The sequence below is a fragment of the Micromonospora sp. NPDC005324 genome (assembly GCF_040607155.1).
In the GTDB taxonomy this organism is placed as follows: domain Bacteria; phylum Actinomycetota; class Actinomycetes; order Mycobacteriales; family Micromonosporaceae; genus Micromonospora; species Micromonospora trifolii.
On the sequence record NZ_JBEXGE010000001.1, the window covers coordinates 35,115 to 60,846 of the forward strand.

Below are 25,732 nucleotides of genomic sequence, written 5' to 3' on the forward strand. Positions count from 1 at the left end.
CGATGACGGCGCTGCCCACCCTCGCCGTGGTCGGAGCGACAGGTGCCGTCGGCACCGTGATGTGTGAGCTGCTCACCGGGCGACGCAACGTCTGGGGTGAGATCCGGCTGCTCGCCTCCGAACGCTCCGTCGGGCGCCGGGTGCGCTGCCGGGGCGAGGAACTCGTCGTCCAGGCGCTGACCCCCGAGGCGTTCGACGGGGTCCAGGTGGCCATGTTCGACGTGCCCGACGAGGTCTCCGCCGAGTGGGCGCCGATCGCCGTCGCCCGGGGCGCGATCGCCGTCGACAACTCCGGCGCGTTCCGGATGGACCGCGACGTCCCGCTGGTCGTCCCGGAGATCAACCCCGAGCAGGTCCGCAACCGGCCCCGGGGCATCATCGCCAACGCCAACTGCACCACCCTCGCGATGATCGTCGCCGTCGCGCCGCTGCACCGCGAGTACGGCCTACGAGAGCTGGTGCTCGCCTCCTACCAGGCAGTCTCCGGTGCGGGCAAGTCCGGCGTCGACATCCTGCACGACCAGCTCACCAAGGTCGCCGGTGATCGGGCGCTCGGCTCGCGCACCGGCGACGTACGCCAGGCGGTCGGCGACGACCTCGGCCCGTTCCCGGCACCCATGGCGCTCAACGTGGTCCCGTGGGCCGGCTCCTTGGCGGACAGCGGCTGGTCGTCGGAGGAGATGAAGATCCGCAACGAGTCGAGGAAGATCCTCGGCCTCCCCGACCTCAAGGTCTCCTCCACCTGCGTCCGGGTGCCGGTGGTCACCGCTCACTCGGTCGCCGTGCACGCGGTCTTCGCCACCGAGGTCGACGCCGAGGGCGCCCGCGAGGCGCTGCGCAACGCACCCGGGGTGATCCTGGTCGACGACCCCGCGGCCGGGGAGTTCCCCATGCCGATCGATGCCGTCGGCACCGACCCGTCCTGGGTCGGCCGGATCCGCCGCGCCCTGGACGACCCCCGCGCCCTCGACTTCTTCGTCACCGGCGACAACCTGCGCAAGGGCGCGGCCCTCAACACCGCCCAGATCGCCGAACTCCTGGCCAAAGAGCTGAAGAACTCCTGACCTACCCCGCGCTGTGCTCGGCTCGCGCCGTGCTCGCCGCGAACCGTGCGCTGCGATCGCCCGCCCCGACCCGGCGATCTTGCAGTTCCTGTCGCGACAAAAGGGGCTCAGGGTGACGAGCCCGCAGCACAAATTGCAAGATCGCGGGCCTGATGTGAGGAGCGTGGGTCGATCATGAGGTTGTGGTGGGCGAAGGATGGCGTCATGCCCGTTTTGGGGGGCACCACGACTGCATGATCGACCCCCGGGAGAAGTGCGGGAGGGTGCGGGAGAGGTCGGGGAGCGAGTGCGGGCGGGGTTAGTCGTTGTCGCTCCGCTACGCGAAGCGGCCCTAATCGGGAGGAAGTAGGTCTACTTTCGAGTTAGGCGGCGGATAGGTGTACGCCGTCTCGGCCTTGGCGTTTTACCGCGTAGAGGGCCTGGTCGGCTCTCCGCAGGGTGCGATCGGGGGACTCGCCGGGGCGGGGCAGCGCGACGCCCACGCTGATCGTGCGGCCGATGCGTCGGGCCGCCTCGGTGAGCCGTTCGGCGATCCGGACCGCCTCCTCCGGGCGGCTCACCTCGATCACCGCGACGAACTCGTCGCCACCGATCCGGTACAACTCGTCGCCGTGCCGCAGCGCACCCTCCAGCGCCCGGGCCAACCCGACCAGCACCCGGTCGCCGGCTTGGTGGCCGTACGTGTCGTTCACGGTCTTGAAGCCATCCACGTCGATCGCCAGCAGGGCCGTACGCCCGGGGGTGGCCGCCGCGATCCGCTGCCCGAACGGGCCGGTGTGCCGCAACCCGGTCAGCGGGTCGGAGCTGGCCTGCTCCCGCAGCCGGGCCAGCGTGCGCAGTCGGTCCACGCACGTCCAGGCCTGCCCGGCGAGCAACTCCATCAGGCTGACAGTGGTCGGGTCCGGACGCAGCGCGCGTTCGTCGGCGACCAGCAGCACTCCACCGGCGTCCGTCGGCCCGACCGGCACGGCGACCAACGTGCGTACCCCCGCTCTGGTCAGCGGACGGTAGTCCTCGGTCGGGGGATGCCCGGCCTCGCCCAGCGTGTACCCGGCGCCGTACCGGTGTGCCCGCTCGACCATCCGGTCCAGGGCGGCCGGACCCGCCCCGGCCAGCTCGGCGCGGATCCGGGTCTCCAGGTCGCTCGGCGTCGCCGGGGACGGGCCGAGCTGGCCGCCGATCAGCAGCAGTGCGGTGGAGAGCGTGGAGACCTCCCCGGCGGCGCGGGCTGCCGCCCCCATCACCTCCCCCTCGGTCGGCGCGGAGGAGAGCGCGGCCGCGTGCCGGAGCAGCTTCTCGCTGCGGCTCTCCGCAGGCGGTCCACCGAGGGCGGCGATCCGCGCACCGAGCCCGTCGGCCAGCCGCTGTGCGGTATCCCGCCACGGCTCCAGGTCGGTCGGCTCACTCCACTGAAGGTCGAGTACGCCGATCGCGCGGCCCGTCGGGTCCAGCACCGGTACGCACAGCTCGGCGGTCACGTCCGGGCGTACCGGTAGGTAGTCCGGGTCGGCGGTGACGTCCGGGACGACGGCGGGAGCGCCGGTCGCGTACACCCGGCCGACGATGCCGGTCCGCGCCGGCACTGTGGCGAAGACCTGCCAGGCCCCGGTCGCCGCGACGCAGCGCAGGCGGTCGTGGACCGCGAGCAGCACGGAGATGGTCGCCGGGGTGTGGCGGGACAGCGCGGTGACCGTCCACCGACACGCCTCCGGCGTGCTCGACGCCATCGGCAGGCGGACGGTGACGTCACGGATGACTCGCTGATGATCCACTCGCACGTCGTTCCAGGTAGGGGAGGAGCCCGGCCGACGCCGAACCGCTCGATCAAGCGTACTCACGGTGGCTGGGCCGGCCGGGCTTCGTACACACGTGCTATCCACAGGCTGTGGACGCAGCCTGTGGACGCGTGGCCCCGCAGGATGCCGCGACCGGCGATAGCGTGGAGCATCCCGGCGCCGAGGAGGCGAGCCCATGCTCATCGCCCAGCTCAGTGACCCACACCTGACCACCGGCCTGCTCGCCGCCGAACCGGCCGCCGGGTTGCACCGAGCGCTCGGCCGGGTGCTGGCGTTGCGACCCCGACCGGACTGCGTGGTGATCACCGGCGACCTGGCCGACCACGGCCAGCCCGAGGAGTACGCGGCGCTACGCGAGGTGATCGGCCGGTTCCCGCTGCCGGTGCACCTGACCACCGGCAACCATGACGACCGGGAGTCCCTGCTCGACGCGTTCGGCGGCACGCCGTGGCTGGGCGGCGGCTTCTCCGCCTACTACCACGTCGACCACGAGGCGGCGTCCGTCGTGGTGCTCGACTCGCCCGTCTCCGGCAGCGACGGTGGCCAACTCGGCGAGGAACAGCTCGGCTGGCTCGACGGGGTGCTGGCCGGGCGGCCCGAGGTGCCCGCCGCGATCTTCCTGCACCACCCGCCGGTCGCGGTCGGCATCCCCGCGGCGGACTCCATCCGGCTCGCCGACGGTGACGCGCTCGCCGAGGTGATCGGCCGGCACCGGCACGTCGTACGGGTCGGCGCCGGTCACCTGCACCGCCCGGTCACCACGGCGTACGCGGGCACGGTCCTCACCGTGGCGCCCAGCACGTGGAAGCAGAGCACGCTCACCATGAGCACCGACGAGCAGATCGGTTGGGTCGACGAGCCCACCGCCTTCCTGCTGCACTCGGTCGAGGCCGGCGGCTGCGTGACCCACACCGTGCAGGTCAGCCACTCCGCCGGGCAGACCTGCGGCTTCTGAGGGGTCGTCATGCTGGCGTGGTACGTCTCGTACGGCTCGAACATGCACGCCCCCCGGCTGGGCTGGTACATCGGTGGCGGCTGCCCACCAGGCGGTAAGCGGACATACCCGGGCTGCCGCGACCGGCGCCCACCCAGCCGGTCGACGCCCGTGTCGCTGCCCGGCGGCATCTACTTCGCCGGCGAGTCCGGCGCCTGGACCGGCGGCATGGCCTTCTACGACCCGCACCTGCCGGGCGAGGCCGCGGCCCGCGCCTACCTGGTCACCCTGGAGCAGTTCACCGACATCGCGGCCCAGGAGATGTACCGCCCGCCGGGCGATACGACCGAGCTGATCCCGGCGACCGGCGCGGCCATCGACGCCGCCGTCGCCAACGGACGGGCCACGCTCGGCCCGGGACGGTACGAGACGCTGATCTGCCCGGGCAGCCGCGACGGTGTTCCGATGCTCACCTTCACCGCACCCGAGGGGGCGTCAGCCGTGCCGTGCCGACCTCCCGCGCCGATCTATCTCCGCGTGATCGCCCGAGGGCTGCGCGAGTCGCACGGCTGGCCCGCCGAACGGATCGCCACCTACCTGGCGGCCCGGCCCGGCGTGGCGGGCGCCTGGCCACCGGAGGCTGTAGCGGCCCTGGTCGACGAGGCGCTGGTCGACGGCTGACCCAGCGGCTCGGGCCTCGTCGGCCGCTGGTGCTGTCAACCGAGCAGGAACTCGCGCAGCGCGGGGGCCAGCGTCGTCGGCGGCACGTCGTGGTAACCGCCGTCGAGGCTCACGGACCGGCCGCCCGGCACTGCCTCGGCCGCCGCCCGACTCGCATCCCGCAGCCACTGTGGACTGCCGGTGCTGTCCACGGCGAGGGTGGGCGCGGTGATGGCCGCCAGCCGCTCGACGGGGAGGCGCCCTCCGGCGGTGACGATCGCGTCGTACACCAGGGTGTGCGCGACAGCCGTCAACCCACCCCACATCGGTTGCGACCGCATGCCGGAGACCTGCTCGGCCGGCAGCCCCACCGAGGCACTGAGGAAGGTCTCCACCGCGCCGTCCCGGTCGTCGGCGGCGATCAGCTCGATGAGCTGCGGGGTGATGTCCTTGCGGACGCCCACGTGCGGGCCGACCTGGAACGGTGGCTCGAACATGACCAACGTGGTCACCGGCAGGCCCTGTGCGGTGGCGAGGGCGGCCAGGACGGCCCCGGAGGAGATGCCGTAGACGGCGGCGGATCCACCCGCCGCCGCGATCAGGGCAGCCAGGTCGTCGATCTCGCGGCCGACCTCGTACGGTGCGGTGTCGCCGCTGTAGCCCCGACCCCGACGGTCATAGCTGAAGGCGGTGAAGTCCGGTGCCAGTGCGGCACCCAGGTCGCGGGTCGCGTTGCGATCGCTGAACGCGCCGCCGACCATGATGACCGCCGGCCCGGCACCGGACCGCTCGAACCCGATGGGTGTGCCGTCGACCGATCGCACCTGCTCCGCCACGGGTGTCGTTCCGCTCACGATGCCGCCCCCCACTCCTCGTTGGTCGTCCCGTCCTTTCTAGACCCTGGGTCCGACGTTGTCCGGCAGACCGTGTTAAACGTTGATCGATTGCGGCCTCGATGTACGCGCTGCTCCGATGCGCTGCCCGGGTCGACCGGTGGGCGTCCGGATGAGAGGCTGTCGGGGCGGGGGCCATGCTCAACCACCGTCATCCGCGACCCTTTCGACGGCGTCCGTCGGCGGCCCCGGTCGACCCAGAGTCCGGGCACCGTACGCGCCGATTCTCACGAGGAGATCCATGTTCATACCCGGGATGCGTCGGACCGCTGTCGGCCTGACCGCGCTCGCGGTGGCCGCTTTCGGCGCGGTCGCCACCAGCCCTGAGCAAGCCGACGCGCGGCCGAAGCCGGTCGACGTCACCCTGCTCGCCCTCAACGACTTCCACGGCAACCTCGAACCGCCGAGCGGGTCCAGCGGCACCATCGCCGGGCAGACCGCTGGCGGCGTCGAGTTCCTGGCCACCCACCTTGCCGAGCTGCGCGCCGCGGCCAAGAAGAAAAACACCATCACCGTCGCCGCCGGTGACCTGATCGGCGCGTCCCCGCTGCTCTCGGCCGCGTTCCACGACGAGCCGACCATCGAGGCGCTGAGCATGGCCGGGCTGGACTACGCCAGCGTCGGCAACCACGAGTTCGACGAAGGCGCCGCCGAGCTGCTGCGAATCCAGAACGGCGGCTGCCACCCGGTGGACGGCTGCATCGACGGCACCCCGTACCGGGGGGCCGGCTTCCAGTACCTGTCCGCGAACGCCTTCAAGACCGCGACCGGCAAGCCGCTGATGGCGCCGTACGCGATCCACAAGGTGCAGGGCGTCAAGGTCGGCTTCATCGGCATGACCCTGGAGGGCACCCCGCAGATCGTCAGCCAGCAGGGCATCGCCGGCCTCAGCTTCGCCGACGAGGCGGACACCGCCAACCGGTACGCTCGCGAGCTGCGCCGCAAGGGCGTACAGGCAATCGTCGTCCTGCTGCACGAGGGCGGCACCCAGGCCGCGACCGGCGGGATCAACGACTGCGTCGGCATGACCGGCCCCATCGTGGACATCACGAACCGGATGGACCCGTCGATCGACGTGGTGGTCAGCGGGCACACCCACCAGGCGTACAACTGCGACATCAACGGCAAGCTGGTCACCAGCGCCAGCTCGTTCGGTCGCCTGGTCACCGACATCGACCTGAAGATCGATCGCCGGAGCGGGGACGTGATCTCCGCAGCCGCGAACAACGTGGTGGTCACCCGCGACGTCGCCAAGGACCCGCGGCAGACGGCGCTGATCAACCGGTACAAGACCGTGCTCGGCCCGGTCGCCGGACGCCAGGTCGGCGTGACCAGCGAGGCGATCACCCGGAGCCAGGAGACCCTCTTCGGTACGAGCCTGGGCGAATCGCCACTGGGCAACCTGATCGCCGACGCGCAGCTCGCCGCCACCGACGACGAACAGAACGCCGTCGCCGCCTTCATGAACCCGGGCGGGGTCCGGGCCGACCTCGACGCCGGCCCGGTCACCTACGAGGAGGCGTTCACTGTGCAGCCGTTCGCCAACAACCTGGTGACACTGGACCTCACCGGCGCGCAGCTCTACTGCGTCCTGGAACAGCAGTTCGTCACCGCTCGGACCCTGTACCCGTCGGCGACTGTGGGCTACGTGGTCGACCCGTTCGGCACCACCGGCACTGTCGCCGAGCCGTGCGCCGGCACCCGCGTGGTCCGGGGCAGCCTCACCCTCGGCGGCACCGCCGTCGACACCGCCGCCACCTACCGGGTGACGGTGAACAACTTCCTGGCCGGCGGCGGCGACGGGTTCAGCGCCCTCACCGGCGGCACGAACCTGGTCACCGGCCAGATCGACCTGGACGCCTTCGTCGACTACCTGACCGCCCAGTCGCCGGTCTCCGCGCCGACGCTGGACCGGATCCGCACCACCGCCGAGGTCCCCGCCGCCTGACGGCCGACCCCGCGATCATCGGGCCCCGGAGCACCAGCTCCGGGGCCCGACCCGTCCAGAACCCGCCTGCCCGTGCCTGCCTGGGCCCCCGCGCCTGCCCGGGCACCCGCGCCTGCCCGGGCACCCGCGCACACCCCTCCCGGCAAGATCGCGCTCGAACATGGACGTAGTGGTATCGGCGCGCGGGGATGCCACTACATCCAGGATTGAGCGCGACCTTGGTGCGGGGTGCGGGGTGCGATCGTGGTCAGGCGGGGGCGGGCGTGGGGGTGGGGGATGCCGGGGTGGTCGTCGCCAGGCCGTCCTGCTCGGTGGTGAGCAGCCGGCGCAGGGAGAGCGCGACCAGCGAGGCGACCAGGCAGCCGCCGACCACCGTCGCCACCCAGACCATGCCGTTGGCGGCGCCGATGAGCGGGCCGGCGGTCACCGGGCCGATCACACCGCTGATCCCGAAGATCATCGAACTCATCGCGTTGTACCGGCCGCGCAGCTCGTCGGTGGCCAGAGCGTTGGTCAGTGCGGGCATCACCGGGGACAGCATCGTCTCGCCGAAGCCGAAGATCGCCGAGCAGAGCACCACGCACAGGGCGGCCAGTACGGCGTTCTCTCCACTGACCAGGCCGGCCGCGCCGAGGACCAGCCAGGCGGCGGCGAACACCGCGCCCACCACGGCCAACGCCCGGGTGCGGCTGCGCCCCTCGATCCGGCGGATCACCAGCAGTTGCGCGAGCACGATCATGACGGTGTTGGCAGCGAGCGCCCAGGCCACTACCCGGGGGTTCACCTCGGCCACCCGCACCGCGTACGCGGCGAAGCCCACCTCCACCTGCGCGTAGCCGCAGGTGGTGAGGATCAGCCCGAAGATCACCAGCCGCCGGAACGGGCGGTCGCGGAGCACAGTCAGGTAGCCGCCGGGCGACGGTTCGTCGACGCCTCGACGTTTGCCGAGTCGGTGGCCCACGCCGGGCAGGGTGAGCAGGATCAGCGCCGGCATCAGGTAGGTCACCGCGTCCAGCAGGTAGATCGCCTGGAAAGTGCTGGGCCGCGCGGTGTCGACGACCGCACCGGAGGTCATGCCACCGATGCCGATGCCGAGGTTGAGCAGGGCGAAGTTCAACCCGAAGACGCGTTGCCGCTCATCGTCGTCGGTCAGCGACGCGAGGATGGTGTTCTGTCCGGACCAGATCGCCGAGCTGCCGATGGCGATCACCGTCATCACCAGCAGGGCCGAGCCGGTCGAGTGGACCAGCGCCAGAGAGCCGGTGCCGATGGCCTCGATCAGGAGGCAGGGCACCACCACGCGGCGTGCGCCGATCCGGTCGATCAGCGTCCCGCCCAGCGGCGACAGGGCCAGGGTGACCACGCCGTACCAGCCGATGACGAGCCCGGCACGGGTGTCGGTGAGCCCGCGTACGTCGGTCAGGTAGATGAACAGGAACGGCAGGGTCAGGCCCCGTCCGATCGCCGACAGCAGGGTGCCGAGGAGGATCCGGCGAGCTTCCGAACGGCGGGGCAGGGCGCGACGCAGCATGCCGGCATTCTGTTCGGTGCGTCTGACGCCGCGCGAACCGTTTTGGCCACGCCTCGCGGTCACCGGGACCGGCGGGTGACCAATCCCACGTTGATCCACTGGCCGTGATCGCGGCCGCTCGGTGTCCGCCGGGTCTGCGATGCTGGCTCGATGACCGGCACCTGGCGACATCTTCCCGCTACCGCCCGCGCCATCGCGTTGGCCGCAACGACGGCCGTCGCCGCCGCCCAGGCACGCGACGGTCAGGCGTACGACGAGGCGGTCGGTGGTCTCGCCGCGGACGAGCGTTCCGGCCTGGTGCTCGGCGCGGTGGTCCGGTTGCTGCTGGAGGAGAGCCATCCGGACGGGTTGACCGGCGACGACATCCGCCAGGTGTTGACCCGCTGCGTGCAGGGCGCGACGCGGTGGCGTTCGGACGTGGACCCGCACGTGGTGCTCGTTCTGCTGGCCGGCGCACTCGGCGTGTACGACCCCGAGGGCGACGAGTCGCCTCCGGACGCGTCGGCGCTGGCCCGGCATGCCCCGCTCCTGGTGGCCGACCTGTTGGCGACGACAAGCGTGTCGTTCGACGACTACCTGGCTGCCGCGTTCGCCGAGATCGAGCGCACCGAACGACAGGACTGACCCGCGGGGCGGCCACCTCGGTGTGGTGGCCGCCCCGCCGACCTACGGCGCTGGCGGCGAGGAGTGCCGCGTCAATCCGACTCGGCGAGCCGTTGTGCCACGATCAGTCCTGGTTCCAGGTGTCCGACTCAAGTGTCGACGGCGCACCGTCGGTGGCCACCTGAGCGGTGGCGAGCGTACGACCGGACGCGTCGAGCGCCTCGACGACGAGGTCCGTCATGTCGGGGGGCACGCGCACCACCGCCCCGGAGCCGCTCACCGCAGCCGTCGCCACCTCGCGCCCGTTCTGCGCCACCCGTACCTGGGTGGCTGCCCCAGGCGTCACCACGAGCAGGGACCGTTGGGCTCCTTCGCCGATGACGCCGTTGTCGATCGACACCGCCAGGACGCTCGCGGGGTCGGTCGGGTCTGCCGCGACGCTGAAGGAGGTGCCGGTGCCGACCACGCCGTTGGGCCGTGGTTGGTCGAGGTCGATCGTCACCTCGCCGAGCCACCCGCCGCCGGCCGCGGGAGCAGCCAGGATCATCGTCTTGCCGCTCTCCACCGAAGGCTCGCCGGCGGGTGGCGAGCCGTCGTTGGTACGGGCGGGGAGACCACCGACGTTGCCGCCCCACACCGCGCTCGGCAGGGCGGTGAGTCGGTATCCCTCCGACTGGGCGTACTGCGACACCAACAGTCGGGCACGCTGTTCCGGGGCACTGCCGCGTACGCGGGACATCGCGGTCGCGAGTTGCGCGTCCGTGATCGGCTTCGGCGCCAGCGAACCCGGGCCCGGGATTATCTTGCGCGTCACAGTGCCGCAGTCGACCCGCCACCACTCGGGCCGCTGGGTCTGCGGGGTACGGATCAAGTAGGACCCGGTCGGCTCCGGGGCCCACTGGAACACCCGGTTGTCGGGCAGCGGTGAGGTGAGGAAGACACACCCGGCGGGTGCGACTGCTACATGTGTCGCCTTTCCCGGATCGGACGGGTCGTCCACGGCGAAGCTCTCGTAGGGTTCCAGGCCGTCGCCGACGCCCTGAACGGCGGCGGTGCTGGCCAGCTTCTCGGCGCTCGCGCCCTCCTTGGCGACCAGCCAGATCGCGGCACTCGGCCAGCCGGTGGCCGGGTCGGGCTGGTCGCGGACGAATGCGGCGAGTGCGATCCGCTGGCCGCCAACGTCGTCGACGAACAGCACCTTCACCGTGTTCACCGGCACCGCCACCGCCAGCCGGGGAAAGTCTCCTCGACGCTGTGCGGCCAACAGGAGATCGGAGAGTTGGCGGACGTAGTCGCCGTCCTGGCCGATGACGCCGCGCGGTGGTGACTGGAGAAGTTTGTCCGACCAGGCGAACACGGGTGCGATGGACTCGGTCGAGTCTGCCGGTGGTGGTTGGGTGGTCCGGCCCGGGTCGGCGATCGCGAGGGCCGCCCCGCCCAGGGAGACCACCAGAGCGAGGGCCAGCCCGCCGAGGCGGCGCTGCCGGTCCCGTCGGTAACGCGCCCTGGCCCGGCCGTACGGATCCGGTTGTGGAGTCAGGGTCCTGCCCATTTCGGCCAGCGCTCGGCCCACTTCTTCGTCGACAGTCATGGTGTTACCCCCGTCATCGTCGTCCCGGTCGGTGCTGGATCGGTTGCCGCTGAGGTCGTCGTTGGCGACGGGTTCGGCGTCGACGTATCCGACGTCAGTGCCAGACGCAGGCGAGCCAGGCCTCTGGACGCACGGCTCTTGACCGAGCCCACCGAGCAGCCCAGGGCGGCCGCGACCGCCACCTCCGGCAGGTCGACGACGTAGCGGAGCACGATCACGGCCCGGGTGCGGGGCGTCAGCTCCCGCATCGCCTCGTACAGGGCGTGCCGTTCCGTCACCGCCTCCGTCATGTCCCGGCCGGGGCGGTCCGGCAGGATCGACGTCACCACCTCGTGCACCCGGTGGCGTCGCCAGCTGCTGATGTGTTGGTTGATCATGATCCGTCGCAGGTAGGCCATCGGATCGTCGACCCGACGCCACCGACGCATCACCTTCACCAGCGCCGTCTGCACCAGATCCTCGGCATCCTGCGCCGACCCGGTGAGGTGGTACGCCACGCGCAAAAGATCCATGTAGCGCGTCTCGACGAACTCTCGAAAACGCTCGTCGTCAACTGCCATAGCCCCCGCCTCGGTTGGTTACCCATCACGACTCCGTCGAGGGCCGATAGGTTGAAGGCCGGCAGCAGACTGTGGTACCGGGCCGAGGGGCATCGAGGCGCTGCCAGGTCGCCCAACGGGATGCGGTCGCCGCTGGGGCCTGGAGCCGCTGCGGACCGTGGATATGCCGGAGGGCACATCCATGAATCGGATGTGCCCTCTTACCTCTGGTCGGGGTGGCCGGATTCGAACCGACGACCTCTTCGTCCCGAACGAAGCGCGCTACCAAGCTGCGCCACACCCCGAGGCGTGCCGACAAATAGTAGCCCACCCGCCCCGATGGTCAAACTCGGTACCCCTGCCGCCCCGACCCTGCCCGGCGTGGCCGGGCGGGCGGGCAGCGGGACGGTCAGCGGGGGATGAGGGTGAGGATGCTGGCCTCCGGGGGGCAGGCGAAGCGGATCGGGGCGGTCGGGTGGGTGCCGAGGCCGGCGGAGACGTGCAGCCAGGAGTCCGAGCCCGGCCACCGGTGCAGACCGCGTGCCATCGAGCGGGGCAGACCGCAGTTCGTCACCAGCGCCCCGTAGCCCGGTACGCAGACCTGACCACCGTGGGTGTGCCCGGCCAGCAGCAGCCCGAAGCCGTCCGCCGCCATCTGGTCGAGCACCCGTGGCTCGGGTGAGTGCGTCAGCGCGATGGAGAGATCCGCCGAGGACGACACCGCGCCGGCCACTGAGGGGTAGTCATCCCGGTCGATGTGTGGGTCGTCGACGCCGATCAGGTCGAGCTGTCGGCCGCCAGCCTTCAGCATGGTCCGGGCGTTGTTGAGGTCCGCCCAGCCGGCGCCGGTGAAGACCTGACGCAGCTCCTCGTAGGGCAGCTCGACGCCTTCGGTGTACTCCCGGTCGGGCAGGAAGTAGGTGAACGGGTTCTTCAGCACCGGCCCGGTGTAGTCGTTGGAGCCGAACACGAACGCGCCCGGGTAGTCGAGCAGTGGTTGCAGGGCCCGCAGCACCCCGGGCACCGCGCCCGGGTGCGCCATGTTGTCGCCGGTCACGACCACCAGGTCGGGGTCGAGCGCGGCCAGCGATGCCACCCAGCGCTGCTTGCGCGCCTGGTCGGGCATCATGTGCAGGTCCGACAGGTGCAGCACGCGCAGCGGCTCCGCGTCGGCCGGGAGTACCGGCACGTCGTACCGCCGCACTGTGAACATGTTGCGCTCGACGAGCGACGCGTACGCGAGGGTGGCCGCGCCGATCGTGGCGGTTCCGGCGGCGAGCCGGAATAGTGTGCGCTTTCGCATGGCGTTCAGGGTAGTTTGACCGTCCATGAGACGCTGAAGGACCGCCTCACTGCCGACATGCGTTCCGCGCTCAAGGCGCGCGACGAGCTGACCACCTCCACGCTGCGGATGGCCCTGGCCGCCGTCGGCACCGCCGAGGTCGCCGGCAAGGTCAAGCGCGAGCTCACCGATGACGAGGTGCTCGCGGTGCTGACCAAGGAAGCCAAGAAGCGTCGGGAGGCGGCCACCGCCTTCGCTGACGCCGGGCGCGCCGAGCAGGCCGCGAAGGAGAGCGCCGAGGGTGAGGTGCTGGACCGCTACCTGCCCAAGCAGCTCTCGGACGCCGAGCTGACCGAGCTGGTGTCGGGGGCGCTCGCCGCGGGCGGCTTCACCGGCGCCCAGATGGGCCCGGCGATGAAGGCGGCCCAGGCCGCGGTGGCGGGCCAGGCCGAGGGTGGCCGGGTGGCCGCCGAGGTACGCCGACAGCTCGGTCTCTGACCCTGCGGGTCAGCGGCGCGGCAGGACGTCTTGCCGCCGCTCACTGATCCGCACAGACGAAACGGGCGGGCACCCGAGGAGGGTGCCCGCCCGTTGTGTCCTAACCGTCGGCTCAGCCGTTCGGACGCCCGCCGGGTCTGGCGGGTTGGCCGCCCGGAGTGCCGTTGGTGTTGCCCGGCGTGCCGCCGCCACTGCTGACCTCGATGGTGACCACACCACCCTTGATCGTGCGTCCGTCCGGGCTGGTGCCGGCCGCCTCTCCGGCCTTGCAGGAGGACGGCACCTTCGCGCTGGAGACGGTCGGCTCGAAGCCGGCGCCCTTGAGCCGGGACTTCGCCTGCTCCACCGAGATGCACTTCACGTCGGGGATGCTGCGCTGATCTCCCTCGGAGATCTTCTGGCCCGGCGGCTCGAACTGCATCTTCGGCTTGCCCTTCATGGCGTCCCGCAGCGTCTCCCAGACCGGCGGGTTGATGCCGTCCTTCTCCGCGTGCTTCATCTTCACGTTGGTCTGCGGCCAGTCCGGGTCGGCCATGATGCCCGCGACCGCGTACTGCTTGGTCATCGCGACCAGTGCGGCGGTCTTCTCCGAGTCGGTGGTGCCCGACTTGCCGGCCACCGGGTAACCGACGTCGCCGCGCACGTTGGGGGCGGTGGCTCCCGCGCACCGGGTGGACGACGACCTGTCGCCGACCGGGCAGCGGGCCGCGTCCACAGCGGCGCGGGCCACCTCGGTGCTGAACCGCTTCTCGCAGCGCGGGTTGGCGATGTCCAGCTTGTTGCCCTCCGGGTCGCGGATCTCCTGCACCGGGATCGGTTCGCAGAACTTGCCGTCCGCGGCCAGTGTGGCGTAGGCGTTGGCCAGGTCCAGCGGGGTGGTCTGCGAAACGCCCAGGGTGAAGGCGCCCCACTGGTGCGCGCCCTTCTCCAGGGTCAGATCTTCCTCGGAGCGGAAGTTGATGCCCAGCCGCTTGGCGGCCTTGACCACGTTCTCGGCGCCGACCTGCTGCTGGAGCGGCACGAAGTAGGTGTTCACCGACCGGCCGAACGCGCTCCACATGTTGTGTACGCCGGCCATGCTCTCGGTCGAGTTGGTGGGGCAGTAGAGGTTGGTCCCCGGACAGGCTGCCGGGCCAGGCCGGATGATGTATTCCGACCGGAACTGCTTCTGCGCGTTGATCGTGTGGCCGAGCGGGATGCCCTTCTCCAACGCAGCGACGATGGTGAACATCTTGAACGTCGACCCGGCCTGGTAGCCGGTGATGCCGTCACCGCCGGTGAGCAGCGGGTTGACCGTCGCCGGGTAGTTGCCCCGGATCTTCTTCTTGCTCTTCGCGGGATCGCTGGAGATCTTGTTCTTCGGGTTCTTCGGGTCGTCGAGCTTGAACTGCCGGTTGACCGCGAGCGCCCGCACCCGGCCGGTGCCCGGCTCGATCACCGCGACCATTGCCGCTTCCTTGCTGTTCACGCTCTTGGCCTTACGGACCGCCTTGTCCGCGGCGCGCTGCGCCTGGATGTCGATCGAGGTCACGACGTTGTAGCCGCCGCTCTTCAATCGGCGTTCCCGGTCGTAGCGGGTCGAGCCGAACGTCTCCTGATCCAGCCACCAGCGGTAGAAGTAGTCGCAGAAGAAGCCCCACTCGTTGACGTTGGCGGCGACGCAGCCGTTCGGGGTGCGCTTGTCCTTCACCTTCAGCTCGACGGCCTTGGCGGCGTCGGCCTCCTGCTGCGTGATGGCCTTGATGTCGACCATGTTCTGGATGACGTAGTTGCGCCGATCCAGCGCGAGCGGGTAACCGAGTTCGGTGGTCGGGTCGTTCGTCGTCGGCGCCTTGACCATGCCGGCCAGCAACGCCGCTTCCTCGATCTTCAGCTTGCTCGGCGGCTTACCGAAGTAGACCTGGCTGGCGGCGTAGATGCCGTACGCGCCGTTGCCGAACGAGGCGAGGTTGAGGTAGCGGGTGAGGATCTCGTCCTTTGAGAATTCCTTGTCGACCTGGAGGGCCAGCCGCATCTCGCGCAGCTTGCGGGCGCTGGTGTCCTCGGTCGCCGCGACGACGTCCGCCGGGTGGGTGGCCGAGTAGGCGATGGCCAGCCGGACGTACTGCATGGTCAGAGTCGATGCGCCCTGCCGGCCGCCGGAGCCCTCGCTCTGGTTGTTGACGAACGCGCGGGCGACACCGTTGATGTCGACGCCGTTGTGCTTGTAGAAGTCATGGTCCTCGGCCGCGATGATGGCCTTCTGCATCGGCACCGAGATGTCGGGGAGCTTCACGTCCCGTCGGTTCTCGTCGTACATCGTCGCGAGCGGTGTCTTGCCGTCCGAGGCCAGCAGGTAGCTGATCTGTGGCGCGCGGGCCACCGTCAGCTCCGTGGGCAGGGCACCGAATGTCTCGGCGCCGGCCTTCGCGGCGAGGCCGGACATCGCTACCGCGGGGAAGGCCGCCGCAGCGACCACCACGCCGGCCAGCAGGCCACATACGAGTAGCGATGCGGCGTTGGTCAGCACATTGTGGTCACGTTTCCGCATCCAGGTCACCTCAGCAGGGTACGCGAGTAGGGAACGAGGGGCGCTGGGGCGTTCTTTCCCCATTTCCTGCGCGCGCTGCCCTCGTTGTGCTAAACGCACGACCCCCGGTACTTGGTTGCGTGTGACAGGGCGTGAGTCTCCTCCGATTCGGTGAGGCCGCGCAGCGTTACCGCCGACCTCGGCGGGGTAACCGGCGGTCGAAGGCCCGGGAAGCCGGGAGTGTCCGGAATGATGGATTTCGCCGACAACGTTGCGTAATCAGTCGACTACAGAGCATGATGGGGGCGGCGACAGCGCCACAATGTCGTCCGCGCCGCCTTGGGGAAGGCAGGCCGGGCGATCGGGGGGAATTGCCGGCTGACGTGCATCGACGAGGTCGGTAGGTACTGCAAGGGGGGACGTGTACACATGGGCATGATCACTGACTGGCCGTCGCTGGCGGCATGTCAGAACGGGGACCCGGACGCGTTGTTCGTACAGGGCGCCGAACAGAACGTGGCGAAGCGGATCTGCCGGAGCTGCCCAGTTCGGTACGAGTGCCTGGCCGACGCGCTGGACAACCGGATCGAGTTCGGTGTGTGGGGCGGCATGACCGAACGCGAACGGCGGGCGCTCCTGCGTCGTCACCCGCAGGTGACGAGCTGGCGCAAGATGTTCGAGGCCGCGATGAAGAAGAACAGCAAGGACAAGGCCGGCAAGGACAAGATTCTCGTCAGCGCGGCCAACTGACGCCGGTCACGGCCGGCTGATCGCCGCGCCGATCGTCCGTAGCCCGTCGACGTCGTGGACGTCGGCGGGCTGCGCCGTGACCGAAACCGCCGGCACGGCCGGGAACGCCTCGGTGAAGCGCGCGGCGACCTGCTGCTCGCGTACCGCCTGGCGAGCCAGCGTCGCGTGCGCCCGCAGCACGTCGGCGGTGGCCTCATGCCCACCCAGCTCGGTCAGCCGCTCGGCGGCGACCCGGCTCTGCTCGGCGTCCAACTCCGGGACAGCCGGGCGGTGCACCCGGTTGAGCACCAGGCCGGCCAGCGGCATCCGCTCGTCCCGCAGCCGGCCCGCGAAGTAGGCGGCCTCCCGGACCGCGTCCGGCTCCGGCGTCGCGACCAGCAGAAAGGCCGTCTCCCGGGCCTGAAGGATGCGGTACGTCTGCTCGGCGCGCTGCCGGAAACCACCGAACATCGAGTCCAGTGCGGCCACGAAGCCGGACAGGTCGGTGAGCAGCTGCGCGCCGAGCACCTTCTGCACCACCTTCGAGAACATTCCGAACGATGCCGTGACCAGGCTGAACATGCTCCGGCCACCGCTGCGCGCCGGGGCCAGCAGCAGTCGCAGCATCCGGCCGTCGAGGAAACGGGAGAGCCGAGCCGGCGCGTCCAGGAAGTCCAGTGCCGAGCGGGACGGTGGAGTGTCCACCACGATCAGGTCCCACTCGCCCCGGGCGTGCAGCTGGCCCAGCTTCTCCATCGCCATGTATTCCTGCGTGCCGGCGAAGGTCGAGCTCATCGCCTGGTAGAACGGGTTCGCGAAGATCTCCGCGGCCTTCGTCGGGTCGGTGTGCTGCAACACCACGTCGTCGAAGGTGCGCTTCATGTCGAGCATCATGGCGTGCAGCTCGCCGCCGCTGCTCTCGACGTCGATCCCCTTGACCTGGCGAGGGGTGTTGTCCAGCTCGGTCAGGCCCAGCGACTGGGCCAGCCGGCGGGCCGGGTCGATGGTGAGCACCACTGTGCGCCGGCCGTGGTGCTCGGCAGCCCGCAGCGCCAGCGCCGCGGCCGTGGTCGTCTTCCCCACTCCGCCGGCACCGCAGCACACGATGATCCGCACGCCGGGGTCGGCGAGGATCTGGTCGACGTCCAGCTGCGGCGCCGCGTCTTCGGAAGGCACCAATCGAGCGTAACGGGCCGGTGGGTCCGCGCGCCCGTGCTGCGCTCAGGTGTGAGTCATTCGGCGCGGACGAGGGCCTGGGCCAGCGTCGCGAGCCCCGCCCGATCCACCCCGTCGGGCAGCAACGGCAGCTCGATCATCGGCAGCCCCAACTCCACCAGGTCGGCGCGGAGCGAATCCTCCAGTTCGCGGCGGATGAGCTGGTCACGCGCCTCATCGTGCAGTCCGGCCACGATGTCCCGATCGGCCGGCAGCCCGGCGGCGACCAGCCCGCGCTTCAACTCCGCGGCGGTGACCGCAGGCCCTGCGGGCTGCGGGGGTCGGACTCCGTTGACGAGCACCTTCCCGACGCCGAAGCCGAGGGCGGTCAGGTCGGCGATCGCGTCGACCGTCTCCTGGATCGGCATCTCCTCCAGCAGCGTGACCACGTGCACCGATGTCATCGGGGACCGCAGCAACGCGGCGACCCCCTCGCTCTGGGTCTTGATCGGGCCCACCTTGGCCAGCCGGGCGGTCTCCGCCGTCACGTTGAGGAACCGGCCGATCCGCCCGGTCGGCGGGGCGTCCAGCACCACAGCGTCGTACGCGCGCCGCTGCCCGGTGGTGCGGGTGGTGGCCTCCTTCACCTTGCCGGTGAGGAGAACGTCCCGCAGGCCGGGCGCGATGGTGGTGGCGAAGTCGATGGCGCCGAGCTTGCGTAGTGCCCGGCCCGCCGCGCCCAGTTTGTAGAACATGTCCAGGTACTCGAGCAGCGCCTCCTCGGCGTCCACAGCGAGAGCGCGCACCTCACCGCCGTCCGACGCGTCGGCGAGGTGCCGCTCCTCGTAGGGCAGCGGTTCGATGCCGAACAGCTGGGCGATGCCCTGCCGCCCCTCGACCTCGACCAGCAGGGTGCGCCGGCCACCAGCGGCGAGCGCGAGGGCCAGCGCCGCGGCCACGCTGGTCTTACCGGTGCCGCCCTTGCCGGTCACCACGTGGAGACGGGCGGGCCATCCGGCACCGGCCGGATCGATCGGACGCTCAGCTGCACACACCCGTCGAGCCTATCCAGGCTGGGCGGTCAGGCGACCTCGCAGACCCACCAACCCGTCTTCTGCACCACAGTGAAGCGCAACTCCTGGTCGGCTACCTTCTCGTCGGCGGTGGTCATGGTGAGCCGGGTGGAGACGGTGGCCCGTTCCCCGGTCTGGTTGTCCACCTTCGGGGTGGTCCACCGGAAGCGCGGGTTCTGGTAGGTGGAGGCGTACTTCTCCACCTCGGCCACCTTCGCGGCGATCTTCTCGTCGTCGCGGGAGGCGGCGCAGACGCGACTGGCCGCCTTGGTCGCGTCGCGATCCTTGTAGACCGCTGTGAGGAACTCGTCGACGGCGACCGCCGGCTCCTTGGCGCCCTCGCCGGTCTCGGTATCGCGCAGGGTCAAGAAGGCCACCACCCCGCCGCCCACGCAGAGCACCATGATCACGACCAGGGCGATCGCCGCGATCAGCAGACCGCGCTTCTTCTTCGGCTCGGCCGCGCCCTGATACGGCGGGTAGGCCGGCGGGGCCGGGGGGATCGACGAGGGGTTCGGGGCGCCCGGCTGCGTCGGTGCGGTGGCCGAGGTGGGGCCGCCAGGCCCTTCCGGCTGCCCCGCGCCAGCGGGCTGGCCGGGGAAGGCTGGCTGGCCGGGGCCGGTCTGCTGCCCGGGGAAGGCCGGTGAGGTGGGGGCGGCGGGGAGCGCCGGTTGGGCGGAAGAGGCGGGGAGGGCGAGCTGCCCGGGCGGTGGAGCGGGGGTTGGCTGGCTGGGGATGCCCGGCGCGCCGGGCTGACCGGCGGGATCCGGGTGGGCCGGCGGGTGAGCGGGTTTGCCGGCCTGGTCGCCGCTGGGCGGGTGGGTCATGTCGTTCCCCCAGGGGTGCGGCGCCCGCCGCCACCCCTGGCGCCGAGCGTGATCGAGCGGGCGGCCGGGCGCAGCGCGACCGTCCGACCGGAAGGGTAGCGGTCGATGACCGCATCGGTGTCGCCCCTGCCTGTCGGGCGACCCAGCAATCCGGTGAGCGGTACCCACGTCGGTTTCGGTGTCAGGCCCCCGACCTGCGGTGTGTCGCATATGTGACTGTTGGTAGCCTCTTGTGCGCGTCCTGTTGGCGGGACCGTGGCCACAGACCTATTTTCGTCCCGGTGCGGGGGCCGGAACGGACGAATGGGTCCGGGCCGGAAGCATGGTCCGAGAGGTACGACCGGAGGCAGTGCATGCGCGACGCGGACAACATCCCTCGCACCCAGTTCCCGACGAACGACCGGGCTCGCCGGGCCGGGTCCGTGGTCGAGGCCGGCGGGCAGGTCACCAACCAGCCGATCAACGAACGGTCGTACCGCCGGATGCCGGATCAGGCGGAGTCAGCCCGGGTGCCGAGCCAGCCCGCCGAGCGGACGCGCGAGGACGACGAGCCGGGCTTCGTCATCCACCTGCCGATCCGGGTGCCGAATCTGGCGGCGGCGACAGTGCTGGCCGGCCGGGTCGCGGTGTCCCTGGGCTTCCTGCCCGAGTTGGACGCCGGCGAGACCACCGTCTCCAACGCCGACGATCAGAACAACCGGCACCGGGTCTTCTGTGACCTGCTGCTGCCCGACCGGTCCCGCTGCCCGCAGGGGTACGAGCACGAAGGGCGCTGCGGGGAGCTGCCGGCCGCGCCGGAGCAGCGTCCCGTACCTCGTCCGGCCAGCGGACCGTAGGCTGTCCCTCGAACAATTCCGCACCGAGAGGGAGCCCTTCAGCGATGCAGAAGTGGGAATACTCCACGGTCCCGCTGCTGGTCCACGCGACCAAGCAGATCCTCGACAACTGGGGCGAGGACGGGTGGGAGCTCGTCGCCGTGGTCCCCGGCCCGAACCCGGACCAGCTGGTCGCCTACCTGAAGCGGCCCAAGGCGTGAGCAACGGTCCGCACGCGAAGCTCGCCGAGCTGGGTCTCGAACTGCCCGAGGTCGTACCGCCGGTGGCCAGCTACGTCCCGGCCGTGCAGTCCGGGCAGCATGTGTACGTTTCCGGCCAGTTGCCGATGGCCGAGGGCAAGTTGCTGGCGACCGGCAAGGTCGGCGCCGGGATCTCCGCCGAGCAGGCGAAGGATCTGGCCCAGCGGTGCGCGCTGAACGCGCTGGCCGCTGTCGACTCGCTGGTCGGCCTGGAGAACGTGGTCAAGGTGGTCAAGGTGACCGGGTTCGTGGCCTCCGCGCCCGGCTTCACCGGTCAGCCCGCCGTGATCAACGGTGCCTCCGACCTCTTCGGCACCGTCTTCGGGGAGGCCGGCCGCCACGCGCGCAGCGCGGTGGGCGTGGCCGAGTTGCCCCTGGACGCCCCGGTGGAGATCGAGCTGATCGTCGAGGTCGCCTGACGCGTCCCCTCCGCCCCGCGATCTTGCACTTTCTGCTCGGACGAAAGCCCTGAAAGGGGATGAATCAGGGGCCGCAAGTGCAAGATCGCGGGGTGTGGCGGGCGGGGTCGTACGATCGCAGCCATGAGCGGGCACGTGACGGGGGCGGTGGCGGCGCTTGCCGACGAACTGCCCCGCTGGGTCTCACTGCTGCGTGCGCCGAACCCGGGGCCGATGACCCTCGACGGCACCAACACCTGGGTGCTGCGCGCTCCAGCGGCAGAGTCCGGCATCGTCGTCGACCCGGGGCCGGCCGACGAGGGGCACCTGACCCGGATCGCCGAGCACGGCCCGGTCGGACTGATCCTGATCACCCACGGCCATCCCGACCACACCGAGGGCGCGGCCCGGCTGAGTGAGCTGCTCGGCGGCGTGCACGTGCTCGCCGTCGACGCGGCGCACACCATCGGCGGCGAGCCGCTGACCGAGCCGGGCGAGCACTTCGGCGGCTTCGGTCTGACGGTCAGTCTGCTGGAGACTCCGGGGCACACCGCCGATTCGGTCTGCTTCCTGGTCGAACACGACGACGAGCGGGTGGTGCTCACCGGTGACACCATCCTCGGCCGGGGCACCACAGTGGTCGCCCACCCCGACGGGCACCTCGGTGACTACCTGGGCAGCCTGGAGTTGCTGTCCGCGTACCGGGGGATCCCGGCGCTGCCCGGACACGGCCCGGCGCTGGCCGACTGCGCCGCCGCTGCCGACTTCTACCTCGCCCACCGCCGGGCCCGGCTCGACCAGGTCCGGGCGGCGGTCGCCGCCGGCGCCCACACCCCCGCGGACGTGGTGGCGGCGGTCTACGCGGACGTGGACCGCTCGCTCTGGTGGGCGGCCGAATGGTCGGTCCGGGCCCAGTTGGAGTATCTGGGCGTCGACACCGGGGAATCCGCGCCCGGGGTCAGTGGGTTGGAGCACATGTGACCTGCCCCGTGTGTGGAACCGTTGCCGTTCCCGGCGCGCGGTTCTGCCACAACTGTGGCGCCGCGCTGCCGGCCGCCGCCACGTTGCCGGCGGCCGAGCGCCGGGTGGTCACAGTGCTCTTCGGTGACCTCTCCGAGTTCACCTCCTGGTCGGAGGACCTCGACCCGGAACGCGTCGGCGCGGTCACCGACCGGGTGCTCGCCGCCCTCGCCGGCGCGGTGAAGACGTTCGGCGGGCACGTCGACAAGCTGACCGGTGACGGCATCATGGCGGTCTTCGGCGCCCCGGTGGCGCACGAGGACGACGCCGAACGCGCCGTCCGGGCCGCCCTGTCCATGCAACGGGCCGTCCGCCGGGTGCTCGACGACGAGCGGGGCGGCGGCGCGCCGCTCGGGCTGCGGGTCGGGCTGAACACCGGCGACGTCATCGCGGGCATCCAGGCCGCGATTGAATACACGGTCATCGGCGACACTGTGAACACCGCCGCGCGGTTCTCCGACGCCGCAGCTGTGGGGGCCGTCTACGCCGGTGGACGCACCGCCGCGGCCACCCGGCACGTCGCCTCCTGGCGGGCGCTGCGCCCGCTGCGGCTCAAGGGCAAGCGTGAGCCGGTCGAGGCGTACGAGCTGCTGGGTCTGCTGGACGCGCCGGGCACCCGCTCGGGGCTCGGCGACGAGGCGCCGTACGTCGGCCGGGAGACGGAGATCGGCCGGATCGCCGGGCGCCTCGCCGAGGTGATCGACCAGGGCGACCCACGGGTGCTGCTGATGACCGCCGAGGCGGGCATCGGCAAGTCCCGGTTCGCCGCCGAGGTGGAGCGCCTCGCCGCCGGGTACGACGTCGGTGCCGGCCGGTATGCGGCACACACCGGTGCCCGGGTGCTCTCGGTGCGGTGTGCCGCGTTCGGGGAGCGGCGACGGCTCGCGCCCCTGGCCGACCTGGTACGGGCCGCCGTCGGCCTGCCCAGCGACGCGTCCACAGCGCTGACCCGCCCGGCGGTCGAGGAGCGGCTGCGCCGGCTTGGGCAGCGGCTCGCGCGCTCCGGTGCGGAGACACCGCCGATCGCCACGGAGCAGCTGCTCGCCCTGCTCGGCTACGCCGAACTCCCGGTGCACGGCGGCACCGACAGCGGCGAGTGGGGCGGATCGGGCACTCCGGCCGCGGACGCCGAGGTGGTTCCGAACGCGGTCGCCGACCTGCTCAGCGGTCTCGCCTCGGAGGCGCCGCTGGTGATCGTGGTGGACGACCTGCACGATGCCACCGCCGAGACGATCAGTGCCCTCGGTTTGACCCTGTCCAGGCTCACCGGCCCGGTGCTGGTGCTGCTGCTCGGCCGCCCCGAGTTGGTGCGTACCGCTGGCGCGCTGACCCGTGTCGCGGACGCCGAGGTGCACTCGCTGCCGCCGCTGCGCGGTGCCGACGCGGCCCGGCTGCTCACGACCTACCTCGGCGGCGGCAAGTTGCCGCAGGCCGACACCGACCGGTTGCTCGCCACCGCGCAGGGCAATCCGTTCTACCTGGCCGAGCTGGTCACCCTGCTGATCGAGCGGGGCGCGCTCACCACCGAATCGGTGCGCGGCACCGCCTCGGCGCGGGGTGCCGCCGCGGAGCGGCCTGGCTCCGGCGAACGGGAGCAGAGCGGGTCGACCTCCTGGCGGTTGGTGCCCGGTTCGTTGGGCAGCCGACTGCTCTCCCGGGACCTCGCCGCCGTGCTGGCGGCCCGGATCGACGCGTTGCCGCCGGACGCCCGGTCGGTGCTGCGCGACGCCGCGGTCACCGGTGACACGGTGCCGACCGGCGCGTTGGAGGCGATGCGGGAGCAGCGCGGCGGTCGCGACGGCCGGCCGTCGGCAGTTGTCGCGGTCGAGCTCGACCGGGCGGTCGAGGAGTTGCTGCAACGCCGCATGCTGCACCGCTCGCGTGTCGGCTACTCGTTCGCCACACCGCTCATGCGGGAGGCCGCGTACGCCGGGGTGAGCAAGGCCGAGTTGGCCGAGCGGCACGCAGCGCTGGCCCGCTGGGCGGCGCCGACGGACGAGACCACGCCCAGCACTGTGGGCGGGTTCACCGACGAGGCCCGGGACGACTTCGTGGCGACGCACGTCGAGCGGGCCGCCACGCTCGCCGACGCGGTGAAGCTCCGCCCGGACGCGCCGGCCCGGGCGGTGGTTCCGCTCGGCGTCGCCGCGCTCGGCCGGGCCGCCCGCCGGTCGCTCTCCGCCGGTGAGCCGGCAATGGCCGTCGAGTACGCCGAGCGCGCCACCGAACTGGCCCGCGACGGGGTGCCGGCAACCGATCGGGTGGTGCACGCGCGGGCGTTGCTCCAGGTCGGCCGGGTCTCCGACGCGTTGGCGTACGCCGAGAAGATCGCCGCGAACGCGGGGGACGAGGTCACCCGGGTCAGCGCCCTGCTGTTGGCGGGGCAGGCCCAGGAGACCCTCGGCGACCAGGGCCGGGCGGTGACCGCCTGGCAGGAGGCGTTGCAGGTGGCCACCGAGGGCCGGCTGCCCACGCAGCGCGCCACGGCGATGCGCCGGCTCGGCATGGCCGACTTCGTGGCGGGGCGGCTGAGTCAGGCGAGCAGCCGGTTGGCGGCCGCGTACCAGGTCAGCCTCGGTGCGCAGGACCGACGCGGGCAGGCGTGGTCCCTGCAGAACCTAGCCTGGGTGACCACCACCCGGGGTGACTTCGCCGGGACCGACGCGGTGCTCGGCCGGGCCGCCCGGCTCTTCGCCGAGCTGAAGGACCCGTACGGGAGGGCCTGGCTGCGCGGCACCACGGCGTTCGCCCGGCTGCTCGCCGGCCGGCTGCGCGAGGCGTGTCGGATGGCGCAGGTGTTCCTGCCGTTCGGCGAGCGGGTCGGTGAGGCGTGGGCGGTGGGCACGTTGCGCGCGGTGGCGGCGTTCGCCACGGCCGAGCTGGGTGACCTGGCCGAGGCGGACCGGGAGGCCCGGCGGGCGTACCGGGAGTTCGCCGCCGCGTCCGACGACTGGGGGCGTGGGTTCGCCCTGGTGGTCAGGGCGGTGGTGGCGCGCGGGTTGGGCGAGCCGGAGCACGCGGCGGACCTGCTCACCGACGCCCTGGCGTACGCGGAGCGCACCTCGCATCCGCTGCTCACCGGGATGGCCGGCACACTGCGTGGCTTCGTCGCGTTGGACATGGGCGACTGCGAGACGGCCGAGCGGGTGGCCCGCGCGGTGCTGACCGCCGTGGAGCCCCACAACCCACAGGCTCCGGCGCAGGTGGCGCCCCGGGTGTTGCTGGCGACGGCCCGTCTCGCCGCCGGCGACTCGGCGACAGCCGTCGGGCTCCTCGCCCCGGTGGCCACGGCCGCCGCGAACGCACCCTCGCTGCTCTTCTCCCGCCGCCAGACGATGGCCCAGTACGCTGCGGCGCTGCTCGCGCACGGTCAGCGGGAGCAGGCGTTGGACTGGGCCCGCCGGGCGGTCACCGCACCGGCCGAGGACGTGCGCAGTCAGGTGATCGCGGCGAGTGTGCTGGCCGAGGCGTTGGCCGCCTGCGGTCGCCCGGCGGAGGCGCTGTCCTGTGCGCAGGAGGCGGTCCGCCTGGCGTACGCCACCGAGCAGCGCAGCGAACGCGCCGCAGCCGACGCCCTCCACACCCGCCTGACCGCCCTGGTCTAACC

The 25,732-nt window shown here is 71.6% G+C and carries 21 protein-coding genes, 1 tRNA gene and 1 pseudogene; 12 read left to right on the forward strand and 11 right to left on the reverse strand.

Going from position 1 to position 25,732, the window contains the following annotated elements; genetic code table 11:
• The first annotated feature begins 2 nt into the window (after positions 1-2).
• Entirely contained in the window at positions 3-1,064 is a 1,062-nt protein-coding gene (locus tag ABZS40_RS00225) for an aspartate-semialdehyde dehydrogenase (RefSeq protein WP_354939955.1), read from the forward strand.
• A gap of 362 nt (positions 1,065-1,426) precedes the next feature.
• Here the strand turns inward: ABZS40_RS00225 and ABZS40_RS00230 are convergent, their stop codons facing one another.
• The gene (locus tag ABZS40_RS00230) at positions 1,427-2,836 is read right to left on the reverse strand and encodes a sensor domain-containing diguanylate cyclase (RefSeq protein WP_354939957.1); all 1,410 of its coding nucleotides are present in this window, start codon (positions 2,834-2,836) and stop codon (positions 1,427-1,429) included.
• Positions 2,837-3,035: 199 nt separating this feature from the next.
• On the opposite strand from ABZS40_RS00230, the gene ABZS40_RS00235 reads away from it, so the two are divergent.
• Both ABZS40_RS00235 and ABZS40_RS00240 read left to right on the forward strand, forming a co-directional pair.
• The gene (locus ABZS40_RS00235) at positions 3,036-3,815 is read left to right on the forward strand and encodes a phosphodiesterase (protein WP_354939960.1); all 780 of its coding nucleotides are present in this window, start codon (positions 3,036-3,038) and stop codon (positions 3,813-3,815) included.
• Between the two features lie 9 nt (positions 3,816-3,824).
• Positions 3,825-4,475: a histone deacetylase gene (locus ABZS40_RS00240; protein WP_354939963.1), complete on the forward strand. Its 651-nt coding sequence runs from the start codon at positions 3,825-3,827 to the stop codon at positions 4,473-4,475.
• Positions 4,476-4,510: 35 nt separating this feature from the next.
• On the opposite strand, the gene ABZS40_RS00245 is transcribed toward ABZS40_RS00240, so the two are convergent.
• Complete coding sequence (locus ABZS40_RS00245; RefSeq protein ID WP_354939966.1) at positions 4,511-5,308, reverse strand: alpha/beta hydrolase; 798 nt, start codon at positions 5,306-5,308, stop codon at positions 4,511-4,513.
• A 280-nt stretch (positions 5,309-5,588) separates the two neighbouring features.
• On the opposite strand from ABZS40_RS00245, the gene ABZS40_RS00250 reads away from it, so the two are divergent.
• Positions 5,589-7,295, forward strand: a complete 1,707-nt coding sequence (locus ABZS40_RS00250) for a bifunctional metallophosphatase/5'-nucleotidase (RefSeq protein WP_354939969.1) — start codon at positions 5,589-5,591, stop codon at positions 7,293-7,295.
• Between the two features lie 247 nt (positions 7,296-7,542).
• Here ABZS40_RS00250 and ABZS40_RS00255 read toward each other — a convergent pair whose 3' ends face one another.
• A complete protein-coding gene (locus ABZS40_RS00255; RefSeq protein WP_354939972.1) occupies positions 7,543-8,826 on the reverse strand; it encodes an MFS transporter in 1,284 nt (427 codons plus the stop codon).
• A 150-nt stretch (positions 8,827-8,976) separates the two neighbouring features.
• On the opposite strand from ABZS40_RS00255, the gene ABZS40_RS00260 reads away from it, so the two are divergent.
• A complete protein-coding gene (locus ABZS40_RS00260) occupies positions 8,977-9,450 on the forward strand; it encodes a hypothetical protein (RefSeq protein ID WP_354939974.1) in 474 nt (157 codons plus the stop codon).
• A gap of 103 nt (positions 9,451-9,553) precedes the next feature.
• Here ABZS40_RS00260 and ABZS40_RS00265 read toward each other — a convergent pair whose 3' ends face one another.
• The 4 genes from ABZS40_RS00265 to ABZS40_RS00280 all read right to left on the reverse strand — a co-directional run bounded on the left by ABZS40_RS00265 (position 9,554) and on the right by ABZS40_RS00280 (position 12,862).
• Positions 9,554-11,020: a hypothetical protein gene (locus ABZS40_RS00265; RefSeq protein ID WP_354939977.1), complete on the reverse strand. Its 1,467-nt coding sequence runs from the start codon at positions 11,018-11,020 to the stop codon at positions 9,554-9,556.
• Positions 11,017-11,580: a SigE family RNA polymerase sigma factor gene (locus ABZS40_RS00270; protein ID WP_354939980.1), complete on the reverse strand. Its 564-nt coding sequence runs from the start codon at positions 11,578-11,580 to the stop codon at positions 11,017-11,019. The genes ABZS40_RS00265 and ABZS40_RS00270 overlap by 4 nt, the downstream gene beginning before the upstream one ends.
• A gap of 207 nt (positions 11,581-11,787) precedes the next feature.
• Positions 11,788-11,864, reverse strand: a tRNA-Pro gene (locus ABZS40_RS00275).
• A 104-nt stretch (positions 11,865-11,968) separates the two neighbouring features.
• Positions 11,969-12,862, reverse strand: coding sequence for a metallophosphoesterase (locus tag ABZS40_RS00280; RefSeq protein ID WP_354939982.1), 894 nt, complete (start codon positions 12,860-12,862; stop codon positions 11,969-11,971).
• A 57-nt stretch (positions 12,863-12,919) separates the two neighbouring features.
• On the opposite strand from ABZS40_RS00280, the gene ABZS40_RS00285 reads away from it, so the two are divergent.
• Positions 12,920-13,339: a GatB/YqeY domain-containing protein gene (locus ABZS40_RS00285; RefSeq protein ID WP_354939985.1), complete on the forward strand. Its 420-nt coding sequence runs from the start codon at positions 12,920-12,922 to the stop codon at positions 13,337-13,339.
• 112 nt (positions 13,340-13,451) lie between these two features.
• Here the strand turns inward: ABZS40_RS00285 and ABZS40_RS00290 are convergent, their stop codons facing one another.
• The gene (locus tag ABZS40_RS00290) at positions 13,452-15,869 is read right to left on the reverse strand and encodes a transglycosylase domain-containing protein (protein ID WP_354939987.1); all 2,418 of its coding nucleotides are present in this window, start codon (positions 15,867-15,869) and stop codon (positions 13,452-13,454) included.
• Between the two features lie 408 nt (positions 15,870-16,277).
• Between ABZS40_RS00290 and ABZS40_RS00295 the strand changes: the two genes are divergently transcribed.
• Positions 16,278-16,598, forward strand: coding sequence for a WhiB family transcriptional regulator (locus ABZS40_RS00295; RefSeq protein ID WP_030328078.1), 321 nt, complete (start codon positions 16,278-16,280; stop codon positions 16,596-16,598).
• Positions 16,599-16,604: 6 nt separating this feature from the next.
• Here the strand turns inward: ABZS40_RS00295 and ABZS40_RS00300 are convergent, their stop codons facing one another.
• The 3 genes and pseudogenes from ABZS40_RS00300 to ABZS40_RS00310 all read right to left on the reverse strand — a co-directional run.
• Positions 16,605-17,756, reverse strand: a complete 1,152-nt coding sequence (locus ABZS40_RS00300) for an ArsA-related P-loop ATPase (RefSeq protein ID WP_354939990.1) — start codon at positions 17,754-17,756, stop codon at positions 16,605-16,607.
• Between the two features lie 53 nt (positions 17,757-17,809).
• Positions 17,810-18,787 carry an ArsA-related P-loop ATPase gene (locus tag ABZS40_RS00305; RefSeq protein ID WP_354939993.1) on the reverse strand — a complete coding sequence of 326 codons (978 nt, stop codon included), beginning with the start codon at positions 18,785-18,787 and terminating at the stop codon, positions 17,810-17,812.
• Between the two features lie 26 nt (positions 18,788-18,813).
• Positions 18,814-19,383 (reverse strand): annotated as a pseudogene (locus ABZS40_RS00310) (hypothetical protein); the annotation flags it as partial.
• 602 nt (positions 19,384-19,985) lie between these two features.
• Here ABZS40_RS00310 and ABZS40_RS00315 point away from each other — a divergent pair.
• The 5 genes from ABZS40_RS00315 to ABZS40_RS00335 all read left to right on the forward strand — a co-directional run bounded on the left by ABZS40_RS00315 (position 19,986) and on the right by ABZS40_RS00335 (position 25,730).
• Complete coding sequence (locus tag ABZS40_RS00315) at positions 19,986-20,468, forward strand: hypothetical protein (RefSeq protein ID WP_354939996.1); 483 nt, start codon at positions 19,986-19,988, stop codon at positions 20,466-20,468.
• 44 nt (positions 20,469-20,512) lie between these two features.
• On the forward strand, positions 20,513-20,668 hold the full coding sequence (locus ABZS40_RS00320; protein WP_007466198.1) for a DUF4177 domain-containing protein: 156 nt from the start codon (positions 20,513-20,515) through the stop codon (positions 20,666-20,668).
• Positions 20,665-21,126 (forward strand): RidA family protein, encoded by a 462-nt coding sequence (locus ABZS40_RS00325; RefSeq protein WP_145789716.1) that lies wholly within the window; start codon positions 20,665-20,667, stop codon positions 21,124-21,126. The genes ABZS40_RS00320 and ABZS40_RS00325 overlap by 4 nt, the downstream gene beginning before the upstream one ends.
• A gap of 123 nt (positions 21,127-21,249) precedes the next feature.
• The gene (locus tag ABZS40_RS00330; RefSeq protein WP_354940000.1) at positions 21,250-22,086 is read left to right on the forward strand and encodes an MBL fold metallo-hydrolase; all 837 of its coding nucleotides are present in this window, start codon (positions 21,250-21,252) and stop codon (positions 22,084-22,086) included.
• Entirely contained in the window at positions 22,083-25,730 is a 3,648-nt protein-coding gene (locus tag ABZS40_RS00335) for an adenylate/guanylate cyclase domain-containing protein (RefSeq protein ID WP_354940003.1), read from the forward strand. Before ABZS40_RS00330 ends, ABZS40_RS00335 begins: the two co-directional genes overlap by 4 nt.
• Positions 25,731-25,732 lie beyond the last annotated feature (2 nt).